This is a genomic window from Flavobacterium croceum DSM 17960 (assembly GCF_002917885.1).
GTDB classification, from domain to species: Bacteria; Bacteroidota; Bacteroidia; order Flavobacteriales; family Flavobacteriaceae; genus Flavobacterium; species Flavobacterium croceum.
The window spans coordinates 40,415-55,884 of sequence record NZ_PQNY01000013.1 but is presented as its reverse complement, the minus strand read 5'-3'; the positions used below and the strand labels follow the sequence as shown (position 1 = coordinate 55,884).

The window sequence follows — 15,470 nt, the reverse complement described above, 5'->3', positions numbered from 1 at the left end:
GTTATTTTAAATAATAAATACAGCATCTTCGCCTTGTGTTTCTAGCCAAGAAACTTTTACTTTTTCATTATTAATAGCATCTACTTGCTTGCCTTTATAATCGGGTTGTATGGGTAAATGCCTACTAAATCTTCTGTCAATAAGTGTTAATAATTCTACCGATTTTGGTCGCCCAAAAGATTGTATTGCCGTAAGTGCCGCATTTATACTTCTGCCTGTATACAAAACATCATCTATAAAAACGACTTTTTTATTTTCGACCAAAAAATCAATTTGGGTTTTATTGGCTTCCAAAGGTTTTACAGAATGTTTAAAATCATCTCGAAAAAAAGTAATGTCTAAAAAACCTAACTTTAGATTTTGAATAGCATACTTTTCAAGCAATATTTTCTGAATTCTATTGGCTAGAAAAGTGCCTCTAGGTTGTATGCCTATCAATACAGTTTCTGAAAAATCGGCATGCTTTTCTACCAATTGGCAAGCCAAACGTTGTAGCATAATTGCCATTTCTTTGGAACTGAGTAATACTTTTTGACTCATAAATAAAGAAGTGTGCTGTTTGGTGTGTAAAAATACGTATTTATACTGTACAAAAAAAGCTTGTTACGTTTTATGTAACAAGCTTTTAATTTTTAAGCAACAAAGTATTTGCTATTTTTTATACCATTTTCTATACTTAACATAAGCAATTGCTGATAAAATGAAATAACCTACGAGTATGTATAAATAAATTTGTACATTTTGTCTTTCACCTGTAGCATACGAGTGCATACCCGATAAATGAAAATTCACACCAAAATATGTCATTAAAATAGAAGCAAATGCTAAAACACTCATAAAGTTAAAGGCAAATAAGCCTCGCAAAGCAGGTACAAATCGTGCATGAATTACAAATGCATACACCATTATACTTATTAAAGCCCACGTTTCTTTTGGATCCCAACCCCAGTATCTCCCCCAGGATTCGTTTGCCCATTGTCCGCCCAAGAAATTACCAATAGTAAGCATAACCAAACCAATAGTTAGAGCCATTTCTGTAATGTAAGTAATCTCTTTGATGTTAAGTTCCATTTTTTGTTTGTTATTTTTATTGGTAAAAATAATTAGCAATAGTGAAACCAAACCAAGCACCATTCCTAGTGTAAAAGGACCATAACTTGCCACAATTATTGCAACATGTATCATTAGCCAATACGAATTAAGTACAGGTTGTAAATTGCCTATATCTGGATCCATCCAATTCCAATGAGCAATCATTAATATCATAGAAGAAACAAAAGCTCCTGCAGCAACTGTAAGCTTCGATTTTGTATCAAATGCTAATGCAAAAAACGATGTTGCCCAAGAAACATAAATCATACTTTCGTATGCATTACTCCAAGGCGCGTGCCCAGACACATACCAACGAGCTATAAGCCCAAGTGTATGAACCACAAATAATATAGCTATAAATATATGAGTAGCATTAATAGTTAATATTAACCATTTTGGATTAAAAAATATATTTGAAACTACCAGTATTATCATAATTACACTGGTAACCATCAGTACTGCAAATAGATTTTTAAAAACATCATATTTGTTATACAAAATTTCTACATCAACCTTTTCTTTGGTAGGAATAACACTTTTACCAAACTTTTGTTGGTATTTATCGATACCATCGAGCATGGTATTTGCCATAGTAAAATTTTTACTTTCTATACCTTTGCTCAAAGCGTTTAAGTAAATAGGTAAGGCATTTTTTATGGTGTCTAATGCCGTACCTGTAGGTGTACTCAATTCTAAATAAGATACCCACTTATTGTTTTTATCGTTTGGAATTGGAAATACTTTTAATGCACCACCATATAAGGCTCTGTAATATAAATTGACACGTTTGTCTATATCGATAAAATCTTTTTGAAATTGATTGGGAACTGAAGCTCTATTTGCTTCATCTAAATATCTAGAAAGCTTGTAATTACCTTTTTCATCAAAAAAGTTTCTTAACGAAGCATATTTTTCATCTTTATTTACACCAATAATACCACGCAAACTATCGTTCCCTTTTTTAATGTAAAGTACAGGCAATTCAAACCAAGCATTTGGGTATTGTGTCATCGATAGAAAAGCCTGATCAGAATTCAAACCAAAAAAGTTATCATGTTTACTTATTTTTCGTAAAAGTTCTGATGAAAACGTATTGATAGGCTTCATTCTACCACCTTCATCTTGAATGATTAGTCTTCCAAATTTTTCGGCTTGAATTTCGGGAACTTTGTATTTAAGGATAGAATCTTGAAAATTTATTTTATGATTATGATTTTGGGCTATTGCATAACTTGAAAACAATAACAATACTGCAATTGATAAAAGCGATGCTTTTTTCTTTTTTATATCGTTTAATTTTCTTTTTAAATCGGCAAAACGTGTGTTTTTAACAAATAGAATAGCCATTAAACCAAAGTATAGCAAAAAGTAACCCAAATAAGTAATATTGGTTCCCCAAGAATCATGATTTACAGAAAGTATAGTTCCTTGTTCATCTGGATCGAAAGACGATTGAAAAAAACGAAATCCTTGATAGTCTAAAACATGATTCATATATACATCAGTATCAAACCTTTTGTTATTGCCATATAAAGTATCCATTACAGTAATTTTACTTTTGAATGAAGAATATGATTTTTCTGTTCCTGGATATTTTTCGGCAATAAAATCGTTTAATTTGATAGCAAAAGGTGTTTCGTAAATTTTAGAACCATAAGCTAATGTAAATTCTAGTTTACCGAGCTTAAATGTTTGTCCTTCTCCTTGTTTACCCTTTGTTCCTTTTAACACCACTTCTTTTGTTTTACCTTCGGTTTCAACTGTTACAATAAGTGCATTTTCATTTTGCTTGGCTTTTAAATCTCCTCCAGAAATTAATTTTTTACTCCCTTTAATAGGCTGCTCTGGAAATACAAATTGTGCTTCGCCAACATTGTAGAGTGAACGAAACATTAACAAATCTGTAGTGTTTTTTGTAACTTTGCCTTGCAATTTATCTGACATTCGCATATAGCTTCCGTCAAATGGTGTGCTTATTGTAGTAACACCTAGCTTAGAAATAATATTTACAGCTCCTGCAACAGGTTTGTTTAATGTAAATAAAATATTATGAATATTTGCTATTTGTCCTTCTTCCAAATAATGCTCGTGTCGAGAACCTCCGCCCGATTCAACCATCTTTAAAAATAACTTTCCGTTTTTATCTTCTACGATAGTTTCTTTGGCATCTGCAATAAAATCTTTATAAGAAACCGAAAATGGTGTTTGATTAAATTTAGTACTAATAGAAAAATTATTACTAGCAAATGGTGGGTACACAGCTGGAGACAAGATTAGAGGTTCTTCAAAACTACGACGCATCATTTTGCCTTTGTACATACCATCTACATAGAGTGTTAAAAAACTTTTATCTGAATATATAGCTCTCGAGACACTATGCTCTCTTATAGGCATCATACCTTCGTAACTAATATATCTTGTAATAAATGCTCCAACTAGAATAAAAATAAAAGATAAGTGCAATAACAAGGTAGCCCATTTCTCTTTTTTATACAATTGGTATTTTTTAATGTTTCCAAAAAAATTGATTACAAACACCAACATAATCGCTTCAAACCACCACGCATTGTATATCCAAACTCTAGCAGCATCTGTATTGTATGCATCTTCTATAAAAGTTCCTGCTGCCATTGCTGCCGCAAAAACTATAAATAAAACAGCCATTAATCGGGTGGAAAACAGAACAGAAAGTAGTTTCTTTAGCATAAGAAAAAATATAAATAAACGATGCAAAAGTAAGCTAATTTTAAATATTGATTGCTTCAACAATTCCTATTTAAGAGTTTTTTAAGAGAATTAACAGATATAAATTGTTGAAAACAGATTTGAAAAAAAGAATTTACTTTTTTATTGATATTTTTGCAGTATGATAACAGTAAATATTATTGGTTCGGGCAATATTGCACAGCATTTAATTACAAATTTTGAGAATTCTGATACAGTAATTCTAAAAAAAGTATATGCTCGAAATAGCAATGCGCTACCTAGCAATTTGCACATATCAAAAATTATTACTGATATTGCCCATTTGACTCAAGCAGATGTTTGTATTATTGCTGTGAGTGATAGTGCTATACAAGAAGTTAGTGAAAATTTACCTTTTACCAATCAATTTGTTGTGCATACCTCGGGCACTATGCCTATGCAGTGTATAAATGATAAAAATAGAAAAGGTGTGTTTTATCCGTTGCAAACTTTCTCAAAAAATAAAGAAGTCGATTTTAAAACCGTTCCAATTTGCTTAGAAACAGAGAGTGAAAGCGATTATAAAATACTAGAAAAACTCGCATTTTCATTATCGGAAAAAGTATATTCTATTTCTTCAGAACAAAGAAAATCGTTACATATAGCGGCTGTTTTTGTTTGCAACTTTGTAAATCATCTATACAAAATAGGCAATGATATTTGTGTAGAAAACAACATTCCTTTTGAAATATTATTGCCCTTAATTGAAGAAACAGCTTCAAAAATAGAATATTTAACACCAAGTGAAGCCCAAACAGGCCCAGCTATACGAAACGACAATAACACTATAAATAAGCATTTGGAGATGCTAAACGACATAACAAAAAAAGAAATTTACACATTATTGACTCAATCTATACAAAAAGATGCCAACAAAAAGTTATAAAGAATTAATGAACCAAATTACTACATTTATATTTGATGTAGATGGCGTTCTAACCAATGGAACAGTGCATATTACGCCTACAGGCGAAATGCTTAGAGAAATGAATATTAAAGATGGTTTTGCCATGAAAGCTGCCCTAGAAAGTGGTTATAATGTATGTATAATTTCGGGAGGAAGTAACGAAGGCGTTCGCATTCGATTAAAAAATTTAGGCATAACAGATATTTATTTAGGTTCGCCAGATAAAGTTGAAACGTTTAAAGAATATTGTGAGATCTATAGTATTAATCCTGAAAATGTGTTATACATGGGTGATGATATTCCTGATTTTCACGTTATGCAATTGGTAGGTTTACCTACTTGTCCGCAAGATTCTAGTCCAGAAATAAAGAATATTGCCACATACATATCGCATAAAAATGGCGGCACAGGTGCTGTGAGAGATGTAATTGAGCAAGTAATGAAAGTACAAGGAAAATGGCATAGTTACTACAACGGAAAATTTGATTAATAATGGTACATTTTTTTAAACTTATACGCTATAAAAATTTAGTAATGATTGCTTTTGTGCAACTCATTTTTAGATTTGGATATTTTAAATTAAACAATATTGTTACAGGGATGTCTAATTTTCAGTACTGCTTGTTGGTTGTAGCCACTGTATTTATTGCTGCGGCAGGTTATGTAATCAACGACATTTTTGACCAAGATACAGACCTAATAAATAAACCCTCAAAAGTCATTGTAGGCAAATACATTTCAGAAAGTAGTGCCTATAATATTTATGTAGCACTCAATATTATTGGTGTTGGCGTAGGTTTTGTTTTATCGCGTATGGTATTACAACCTAAGTTTTTTATTATTTTTATACTTATTGCTGCCCTACTCTACGTTTATGCCACATACTTAAAACAAACCGTTTTTTTAGGAAATTTAGTCATCTCTTTTTTGGCAGCGATAACTATACTTATTATAGGAGTTTTTGATATTTATACCACTTTGTATGAAGGTAATAAAGCTCAAATGACCGTATTAATGGAAATACTTACAGATTACGCAAAATTTGCTTTTGTTATCACCTTAATACGTGAAATTGTAAAAGACATTCAAGATTACAAAGGCGACTTTGAAACTGGTTTAAAAACAACAGCAGTAACACTCGGAGTTCAAAATACAAAATATATTGCATTTGCTCTCTCAATACTACTAACCCTTTATTTAGGGTATTACACTTATACTTATTTTATGAATAATAATTTGTATTATGCAACTTTGTATATGCTGGTGTTTGTATTAAGTCCGCTTATTTTAAATAGTATAAAATTCTTTTCTGCCAATGATACTAAAACGTTTGCTTCGATAAGCTTTTTATACAAAATCATTATGTTTTTTGGTATACTATCTTTACTAATTGTTACTTTTAATATAAAAAATAATGGCTAAAATGATTCTTACTTTAGCTTCGGGTTCTCCAAGAAGGCAACAATTTTTTAAAGAAATGAATTTCCCATTTCAAATAAAATTGAAAGAAATTGATGAAGTGTATCCCAATCATTTAAAGCATTTAGAAATTACCGAATATTTGGCAAAACTAAAGGCATCTGCTTTTGATAATGCAATAACAGATAATGAAATTATTATTACAAGCGATACTTTGGTTTGGCTAAACAATGAAGCCTTAGGAAAACCTAAAGATTATAACGATGCTTTTTTAATGCTTCAAAAACTTTCTAATAAAACACACGAAGTAATTACTTCTGTATGTTTTAAAACAAAAACTTCTACCGAAGTTATTTCTGATATAACCAAAGTAACTTTTTCTGCACTTTCCAACGATGATATAGAATATTATCTAAATGAATACAAGCCATTTGACAAAGCGGGCAGTTATGGTATTCAAGATTGGATAGGTTTGGTAGGAATTGCAAAAATTGAAGGTTCTTATACCAATGTAGTTGGATTACCAACCGAAAAAGTATTTGCATACTTAAAAGATAAATTATGAACGAAGCCTTAAAAGTATTTTATACTGAACTAATAGAATCTATTATTGTGATTGCCTTGGCTGTAGTGCTAAGGTATATAGCTAGAAAAGTTGTGATGAACTTTGCTAAAAAAAATCATAATCTAGAACAACGTGCCAATTTGGTTATAAAATACATTCATATATTAATTAATAGTATATCTGTAGTTGCTTTTATCGTAATATGGGGTGTTGATCAAAAAGATATTTTACTCACACTTTCGTCTATTACTACAGTAATTGGAGTTGCTATGTTTGCTCAGTGGTCTATATTGAGTAATATAACTTCTGGCGTAATATTATTTTTCTTTTTTCCATTTAAAATAGGTAATAAAATAAAAATTCATGATAAAGATTTTCCTGTTACTGGAGAAATAACAAACATAAGTGCTTTTCATATTACATTAAAATCTGATGAATATGAAGAAATGACCTATCCCAATAATTTACTTTTACAAAAAGGAATTTCTATAATTAATGATAACTTTGAACATAAAGAATTTACAGATTAAATAGAAACTATTTAAAACTGTATGAAAGATAAACAATGCGATTGACCTTTTAAGAAAACAATAAAATTGTAGATATGAAACCAAAAAAACAACATTGGAAGATTAGTTATACATGGGTATTAATTACCAATGCCATTTTTATTGTTGTGTTTTATATTTTAATGCAAATATTTTCATAAGCTATGCACAAACTAGATTGGATTGTACTTACCCTTACTCTGTTATTTATTGTTTTTTATGGAGTTTATAAAACACGTGGCAGTAAAAGCGTAGAAGAGTACTTGCTTAATGAAAAAAAAACACCTTGGTGGATTGTAGGCATATCTGTAATGGCAACACAAGCTAGTGCTATTACATTTTTATCTACTCCAGGACAAGCCTATCATGATGGTATGGGTTTTGTTCAGTTTTATTTTGGATTGCCTATTGCTATGGTTGTAATTAGCTTGGTTTTTATACCCATTTATCATCGGTATAAAATATTTACGGCCTACGAATATTTAGAAAAAAGATTTGACGTAAAAACACGTTCTCTAGCTGCCATACTATTTTTAATACAACGTGGTTTAGCTGCAGGAATTACAATTTATGCGCCTTCTATAATACTATCTACATTGTTAGGTTGGAATATGAATATCTTAAATATCATTATAGGTATTCTTGTTATTATATACACCTATTCTGGAGGAACGAAAGCTTTAAATATCACACAAAAGCAACAGTTTTTTATTGTTATTACGGGTTTGTTTATTACTTTTTTTATCATACTACGAAAACTACCCAACGAAATGACTATTTCTAATGCTTTGCATATTGCTGGAGCAAACAATAAAATGAATATTTTAGACTTTTCGTTTAATACCGAAACACGATATACTGTGTGGAGTGGTATTGCAGGTGGATTTTTTCTTGCTATGGCGTATTTTGGCACAGATCAAACGCAAGTAGGTAGATACATTACAGGAAAATCTGATAAAGAAAGTCAAATGGGACTTTTACTCAATGGTTTTTTAAAAGTGCCTTTGCAGTTTTTTATTCTACTAACTGGTGTAATGGTTTTTGTATTTTTTCAATTTAATCCAGTACCTATTAATTTTAATCCTAATAATAATAAACTGGTAGAAAACTCTATCTACAAAAATGATTATAAAAAAATTGAACTACAACTTGAAGCTCTTTCCGAAGAAAAAAAAGAATTCAACTTATTGTATATAGATCACTTAAATCAAAATTATGACAATCCAATTTTGCGTAAGAAATTAATTTCTTTGTCTGGAAAAGAAAATGATTTGCGTGATCAAGCCAAAGAATTGATTGAAAAAGTAGATAAAAAAGCAGAAACCAATGATAAAGATTACGTGTTTTTACATTTTATACTACACTATTTACCTACAGGGCTTATAGGTTTGCTGCTGGCTGTAATACTTTCGGCGGCTATGGCATCATCTGCTTCAGAGCTTACAGCGTTAGCCTCTACAACGGCATTAGATATTTATAAAAGAAATCAAAAAGTAACGCATAGCGAAACTCATTATTTAAAAATTACGCAGTTGTTTACCTTATTATGGGGTATTATTGCTATTCTATTTGCTTGTTTTTGCTCACTTTTTGAGAACTTAATACAATTGGTAAATTTATTAGGTTCTATATTTTATGGTACTGTGCTTGGTATATTTTTAGTGGGTTTTTTAGTAAAATTTGTAAAGGCAAAATCTATTTTTATAGCGGCTTGTATATCTCAAGTTAGTATTTTTTGTATTTATTATTTTGCCATTCATATTTATCCAAGCGGGCAAGAAAAATTAGGTTATTTATGGCTCAATTTTATTGGTGCTGTATTAACGATGAGTATTTCAATATTTTTAGAATTGATTTTAACTAAAAAGAAACCCATCGATTTAGAATAATTATCTCGATGGGTTTCATCACATTAAAAACCTTACTCTTTAACGCCAAGTTTTGCAAGAATATCTTCCATTAAACACCATTTTGTAATAGATGATTGCAAAAGATTAAGCCCTACAAAACCTGTAAACCAAAACCAATTTTCATTTACATAAATACCCAATAGCAAGCTCATTAAAATAAATGTTCCTGCAATGCCTCTTATTATTCTATTTTTCATTTTTATAAATTTTAATTGTGTTTTTCAATATTAAATGATGCTAGATGAATTTTTGAAACTGAATCTAATTTTGAATTAAATAGATGTACTTGTTCAAAAAAATGATCTACTTTTTCTTTGTCTACAAATACATAGAATACAACCGAATCGTTTTCTATATGCTCTGCACCAAACCAGTTTGAATTTAACTCTTCGGTGGTGGTATTACTCACGCCTTTTACGTTGTTGTATGAGTAACTTTTTACATTTACTTTTTTTAACAACTGTTTGATTTCTTTTTCAAAATCGGATACTGCGGTAATTAATAATAATTTCATGTCGATGTTGTTTTTAAAAAACTTATTCTGAAAACAATAATGCTCACAGAATAAGTTTTTTGTTTTACTCTTTTTCAGCAAGTTTTTCCCATTTTTTTCGTTCGGTAATATAGTAGATTATTGGTACAACAATCAACGTAAGCAATGTAGATACAATTGCTCCAGCTACCAGTGATATTGCAAGTCCTTGGAAAATAGGATCAAACAATATTATCGAGGCTCCAATAACAACAGCTCCTGTAGTGAGCAATATTGGTGTTGTTCGTACAGCTCCAGCATCAATAATTGCTTGTTTTAAAGGTATGCCCTCGTTTAATCTAATTTCGATAAAATCTATTAATAGAACAGAATTTCTAACCATAACTCCGGCTAAAGCAATCATTCCAATAAACGATGTTGCCGTAAAAAATGCACCAAGTAGCCAATGTCCTAATACAATTCCTACTAATGATAATGGTATAGCAAGCATCATTACCATTGGTGTTTTAAAGTTTTGAAACCAACCTACAATAAGCATATAAATTACAATGATTACCACTAAAAATGCTGCACCCAAATCGCGAAAAACTTCGAGTGTAATTTGCCATTCACCGTCCCATTTTACTGTAAAATCAGACTCATCATCAGGTTGAGCGGTATATAACTCATTTATTTTATAGCCTTGTGGTAATTTTATTTTTTGTAATTTTTCGTTCATTCCCAATATAGCATACACGGGGCTTTCTAAAACTCCTGCCATATCTGCAGTAACATACACTACTCTTTTTTGGTCTTTTCTGTAAATGGTTTTTTGTAGCGTATCTTGTTTTATTTTAACTAAATCAGCTATTGGAATTACATTACCTTGACTTCCTTTTATTTTAATGTTTTGAATGTCTTGTAATGATGTTTTGTCTTTATCATCTAGAGCAAGTGTTATTCCTACGGGATTATTTGAACGCTCATCATACAAATTGGAAACAGGCATTTCGCGAAGCAAATAGGTTAAATTTCCAACAATTTGTTGTGGCGCTATACCATTTAGCATAGCTTTTTCTTTATCAACTTCTAGTTTATATTCTGTTTGGTTATCTTCAACCATCCAATCTATATCTACAATATCTGAAGTATTTTGAAGTATATTTTTTACTTCTTTGGCTACTTTTATTTGTTCATTATAATCTGGTCCATAAATTTCTGCCACAAGTGTAGATAAAACGGGCGGTCCAGGTGGTACTTCAATAATTTTTACATTGGCACCATATTTTTTGGCAATTTTTTGTATTTCGGGTCTTACAATTTTAGCAATATCATGACTTTGATTACTTCTATCTTCTTTATGCAATAAATTTACCTGAATGTCTGCCATGTTACTACCACCACGCATATCATAATGACGTACTAATCCATTAAAAGTAATTGGAGCAGAAGTGCCTATATAGTTTTGGTAATTAACAACTTCTGGTATTGTTGTTAAATATTGTGCGATTTCTTTGGTTACTACTGTAGTTCTTTCTAGTGTAGTACCTTCGGGCATATCTATTACCACTTGAAACTCATTTTTATTATCAAAAGGAAGCATTTTTACAGCTACACTTTTTGTAAAAAACATCATTATAGACCCCAAAAGCATCAATACAGTAATTAAAAGCATTACATTTCTTCTTTTTGGATTGTCTAAAAATGGTCTTTCAAGCTTGTTGTACATTTTATATATCCAAGATGTTTCTAAACCTTGTTCTTCTTTGTGCTTTTGTTCATCTTTTTCTTGTAAAAAATGGTAACCCAAATACGGAGTTATGGTTAAGGCTACAAACAATGATAATATCATAGCAATAGAAGCTCCTATAGGCATTGGGCTCATATAAGGCCCCATCATTCCAGATACAAATGCCATAGGCAAAATGGCTGCTATTACCGTAAAGGTGGCTAAAATTGTAGGGTTTCCTACTTCATTTATGGCATAAATAGCCGCTTGTTTAAAAGGTAATCGTTTCATTTTAAAATGCCTATGCATATTTTCGGCAATAATAATACTATCATCTACTACAATACCAACTACAAAAACCAAAGCAAAAAGTGTAATTCTGTTTAATGTATATCCTAGCAAGTAATAACTAAACAAGGTTAAAGCAAATGTTAGGGGTACAGAAAAGAATACAACCAAACCGCCTCGCCAACCCATTGCCAACATTACCAGTACTGTAACAGCTAGAATAGCAATACCTAAGTGCATTAATAGTTCTCCAACCTTGTGTGAGGCTGTTTCGCCATAGTTACGTGTAACTTCTACATGAACATCATTGGGTAGTAACGATTTTTTTAATGTTTCTAAATGAGTTTCTATTTTTTCTGCAATTTGCATAGCATCAGCTCCTTTCACTTTGGCTACAGAGATAGTTACAGCTGGATATTCCGATTTGTTTTTGCTGAAAGCTGCATTGGCTTTTCCGTAACCAAAAGAAACATAACTTCTTGGTGTTGATGCTCCGTCTTGTATTTGCGCTACTTGTTTTAAATAAACAGGCATATTTTTGTTTACACCTACCACCAAATTTTCAACATCTTCGGCAGTTGATAAAAATTGTCCTGTTGTAAGTAAATATTCTTTGTCTGTATTTACAAAACTACCCGATTGAGAGCTACCATTATTAGCTTGAATCATTTGCATAATGCCTAAAGCATCTACTCCATTTTCGGCCATTTTATCTTTATCCAAGATAACTTTTACTTCTCTATTTCTACCGCCTATTTCTTTGGTAATAGCAACATCTTTTACTTTTTCTATCTCGGTGGTTACTTCTTCGGCTATTTGTTTAAGTTCAAAATCGTCGTATTTTTCGCTCCAAAGTGTAATACCCAACATAGGTACATCATCTATAGAGCGTGTTTTTACCATAGGTTTATAAACACCTTGAGGGAACATATTTTCATGTTTCATCAATTCATCGTAAAGTTTTACATACGAACGTTCTATATCTTGCCCTACATAAAACTGAACAATAATCATAGCCTGACCGTTCATTGCCATACTATGTATATGCTCTACTCCTTTTATGTTTCCTATAATTTTTTCTAAAGGTTTTATTACTCTACTTTCAATTTCTGCTGGACTAGCCCCAGGGTATCCTACCATAACATCGGCCATAGGGACATTAATTTGAGGCTCTTCTTCGCGAGGAATTAAAAAAGAACTATATGTGCCTATTATCATCAAAGCAACCATTAATAAAATAGTTAGTTTTGAGTTGATAAAAAAATGGGCTATTTTTCCTGAAATACCTTCTTGCATAATTTTAATTTGTTAATGAGATACTGTATCGATAAACCAATTAATTGGCTAATTGAACTTTAGCTCCGTTATACAATTTTCCTTCAGCTGAAACGATGTATGATTCATTTGCCGATAATCCCGATAGCACTTCTACTTGATTGCCAAATTGTTTTCCTGTTCTTAACCAACGTAAAATAGCTGTATTACTTGAGCTTACGGTGTAAATTCCTGTAAGTTGTCCTTGTTTTATTAAAGCATCTTGAGGCACTAAAATTTTATCTGATTTGCTTGATTCTGCTGCATTTATAGTACTATTTTTTATCGGAAATTGAACATTGACAAACATACCCGATAGTACCGATGTATTGGTGCCCAAAAGATTGATTTTAACCAAATATTGCCCACCCGTGTTTTTTGCAGACATACTTACCTCACTCACTGTTCCTGAAACTTCTTTATTTAACGATTTTACCAAAACTTTCACACTCATACCGTTATGAATTTTTGCTATATCCGATTCAGATACCATAGCAGTTACTTGCATTCTAGAAGCTCCTTCTACACTTAACAAAGGCATACCTGGATTTGCCATATCGCCTTCTTTTACAAATGTGTTGGTTACTTCTCCAGAAAATGGAGCTTTTAAATTAGAATAATTAAATTGTGCCATCACTTCATTTCGCATTTGTTTTGCGGCTTCAAGCCCAGCTTTTGCCATTTCGTAACGAGAAGTCATGTCGTCTAATTCTTTTTGAGAAGCACTTTGTTGTTGAAATAAATTTACAAAGCGATCGTAGTCTTTTTTAGCATTATTGTAGGCTGCTGTGGCTTGAATAATCGAAGCGTCTACTTGTGCTTTTTTTGCCAACAAATCGGTATTGTTTATACTTATCAAAAGTTGTCCTGCTGTTACTTTTTGCCCAACTTTTACATGTACTTTAGTAACATAGCCCATCATTCGTGTGCTTACATTTGCGCTATTTTCGGCTTCTATTTTTCCGCTAGCTGTTACATAAGGCATATTTTGTGTATTATTATTTTTGTTTAAAGTAACTTTTATTGCAATGCTATCATCTGCAACTTTTGCTTCATCATTTTTACATGATTGTAGTAGAAAACTGAAAAAAGTAACTATAAGTAGTGAATATAAATATTTCATTTTTAAATAATTTTAAGGATTAATTAGACAAAAACTGTAAGTATTGTGATAAAAAATTGTATTCAAATAGAGCTTGTTGGTATTCTAATTCTTTTTGATATTGTAGTGTTTCAGACTGTAATAAATCGGTCGTTTTTTCTAAACCTTGAGAAAATCTATTTTGTCGAATTCTATAAGCTTCTTGAGATTGTTGCAACGCCAACTGTGCTAGAGATACTTTATTTTGAGCATCTAAAAGTTGCCTGTTGGTTTTGTTAAATTCTAACTCACTCTGCTTTTTGTATTGTTCTGCTTCTAAAACTGCTTTTTGCGATTCGGCTTTTGCTTTGTCTATTTTGCCATACGTTTTTAGACCATCAAATAAATTCCAAGATAATTGCGCACCCACCAAATAACCTTTTGCTGCTGTTCCTAAAAATTTACTGTCAAATAATTGGTAATTTCCAAAAGCATTTAAACGTGGTAACAAACTAAACTTGTTGGATTGTATCATATTTTGATAGGCTTCGTTTGATTTTTCTAAGGATAAAAAATCTTTTCTACTTTTTGAAAACTCCAAAAAAGTATGGTTACTAAAAGTAGTATCAAAAAGCTCTGCTGGCTTATAAATTTTACCATTCATATCTTCATTCAACAAAAACATTAAATAATCGGAAGCATTTTTTACATTGCTTTTAGCATATTGCAATTGGTTGGTAACATCATTTACCCTTACTTGTACATTGAGCACGTCTGTTTTTTGAACCATTCCATTTTTAAAATAGTTTTCAATTAATTTTAAATTGGTTTTGGCTGTATTCTCGGCTTTTTGTAAAACAGTTACAGCATTGTAAGCCAACTGAAGTTGCATATAAGCTTTTGTTACTTCCAACTGCAAATATTCTTTGATACGCTCTGTTTGTAGTTGGTATGCTTCATACTTGGCTTTTGCTGCCTTTCTTCCATAATATCCATCAATATTAATAAGTGGTTGCTGAATTTCTATTACAGTAGAAAAATTTTGAGTCTTTGCAGGATTGTTCAATAAGTCTGGATTGAAATCTGCCATGGTTAGTATTTCTTGATTCAACTTTGAACCAAAAGCCATAAGCGGATTGGTAGTAGATATTCCGCTGTATGATGTGTTTATATTGGGCAAAAAAAGTGATTGCGCTTGCTTATAGTCGGCCTTTGCTACTTGCGCATTTTTTTCGGCGATTTTAATTTGCAAATTACCCTCGATGACTTTTTGCAAGACTTGACTTTTGGAAACAGGTATCGTATCTTGAGCATACAAAAAAGTACCTGAAAACAATATTAAAATTCCTAATCCTATTATTTTTTTATTCATAATGATTTTATAATTATTACGAAACAAA

At 31.2% G+C, this 15,470-nt stretch carries 13 protein-coding genes; 6 read left to right on the top strand and 7 right to left on the bottom strand.

Features of this window, described 5'->3' with window-relative positions:
- Positions 1-6: 6 nt before the first annotated feature.
- Complete coding sequence (pyrR, locus tag Q361_RS10335) at positions 7-540, bottom strand: bifunctional pyr operon transcriptional regulator/uracil phosphoribosyltransferase PyrR (RefSeq protein WP_103726659.1); 534 nt, start codon at positions 538-540, stop codon at positions 7-9.
- A 111-nt stretch (positions 541-651) separates the two neighbouring features.
- Positions 652-3,798 (bottom strand): cytochrome c biogenesis protein, encoded by a 3,147-nt coding sequence (gene ccsA / locus Q361_RS10330; RefSeq protein ID WP_103726658.1) that lies wholly within the window; start codon positions 3,796-3,798, stop codon positions 652-654.
- Between the two features lie 160 nt (positions 3,799-3,958).
- On the opposite strand from ccsA, the gene Q361_RS10325 reads away from it, so the two are divergent.
- From Q361_RS10325 to Q361_RS10300, 6 genes are all read left to right on the top strand, one after another.
- Positions 3,959-4,723: a Rossmann-like and DUF2520 domain-containing protein gene (locus tag Q361_RS10325; RefSeq protein ID WP_103726657.1), complete on the top strand. Its 765-nt coding sequence runs from the start codon at positions 3,959-3,961 to the stop codon at positions 4,721-4,723.
- Positions 4,704-5,234 carry a KdsC family phosphatase gene (locus Q361_RS10320; protein WP_103726656.1) on the top strand — a complete coding sequence of 177 codons (531 nt, stop codon included), beginning with the start codon at positions 4,704-4,706 and terminating at the stop codon, positions 5,232-5,234. The genes Q361_RS10325 and Q361_RS10320 overlap by 20 nt, the downstream gene beginning before the upstream one ends.
- A 2-nt stretch (positions 5,235-5,236) precedes the next feature.
- On the top strand, positions 5,237-6,166 hold the full coding sequence (locus Q361_RS10315) for a geranylgeranylglycerol-phosphate geranylgeranyltransferase (RefSeq protein WP_103726655.1): 930 nt from the start codon (positions 5,237-5,239) through the stop codon (positions 6,164-6,166).
- 1 nt (position 6,167) lies between these two features.
- Complete coding sequence (locus Q361_RS10310; protein WP_394335864.1) at positions 6,168-6,728, top strand: Maf family nucleotide pyrophosphatase; 561 nt, start codon at positions 6,168-6,170, stop codon at positions 6,726-6,728.
- Entirely contained in the window at positions 6,725-7,258 is a 534-nt protein-coding gene (locus Q361_RS10305; protein ID WP_103726653.1) for a mechanosensitive ion channel family protein, read from the top strand. The genes Q361_RS10310 and Q361_RS10305 overlap by 4 nt, the downstream gene beginning before the upstream one ends.
- A gap of 182 nt (positions 7,259-7,440) precedes the next feature.
- Positions 7,441-9,165 (top strand): sodium:solute symporter, encoded by a 1,725-nt coding sequence (locus Q361_RS10300; protein WP_103726652.1) that lies wholly within the window; start codon positions 7,441-7,443, stop codon positions 9,163-9,165.
- 32 nt (positions 9,166-9,197) lie between these two features.
- On the opposite strand, the gene Q361_RS10295 is transcribed toward Q361_RS10300, so the two are convergent.
- From Q361_RS10295 to Q361_RS10275, 5 genes are all read right to left on the bottom strand, one after another.
- Positions 9,198-9,383: a YgaP family membrane protein gene (locus tag Q361_RS10295; protein ID WP_103726651.1), complete on the bottom strand. Its 186-nt coding sequence runs from the start codon at positions 9,381-9,383 to the stop codon at positions 9,198-9,200.
- Positions 9,384-9,394: 11 nt separating this feature from the next.
- The gene (locus Q361_RS10290) at positions 9,395-9,700 is read right to left on the bottom strand and encodes a hypothetical protein (protein WP_103726650.1); all 306 of its coding nucleotides are present in this window, start codon (positions 9,698-9,700) and stop codon (positions 9,395-9,397) included.
- A 64-nt stretch (positions 9,701-9,764) separates the two neighbouring features.
- Positions 9,765-12,971, bottom strand: a complete 3,207-nt coding sequence (locus tag Q361_RS10285) for an efflux RND transporter permease subunit (protein WP_103726649.1) — start codon at positions 12,969-12,971, stop codon at positions 9,765-9,767.
- Positions 12,972-13,011: 40 nt separating this feature from the next.
- A complete protein-coding gene (locus Q361_RS10280; protein ID WP_103726648.1) occupies positions 13,012-14,112 on the bottom strand; it encodes an efflux RND transporter periplasmic adaptor subunit in 1,101 nt (366 codons plus the stop codon).
- Positions 14,113-14,131: 19 nt separating this feature from the next.
- The gene (locus Q361_RS10275; protein WP_103726647.1) at positions 14,132-15,442 is read right to left on the bottom strand and encodes a TolC family protein; all 1,311 of its coding nucleotides are present in this window, start codon (positions 15,440-15,442) and stop codon (positions 14,132-14,134) included.
- Positions 15,443-15,470: the final 28 nt, after the last annotated feature.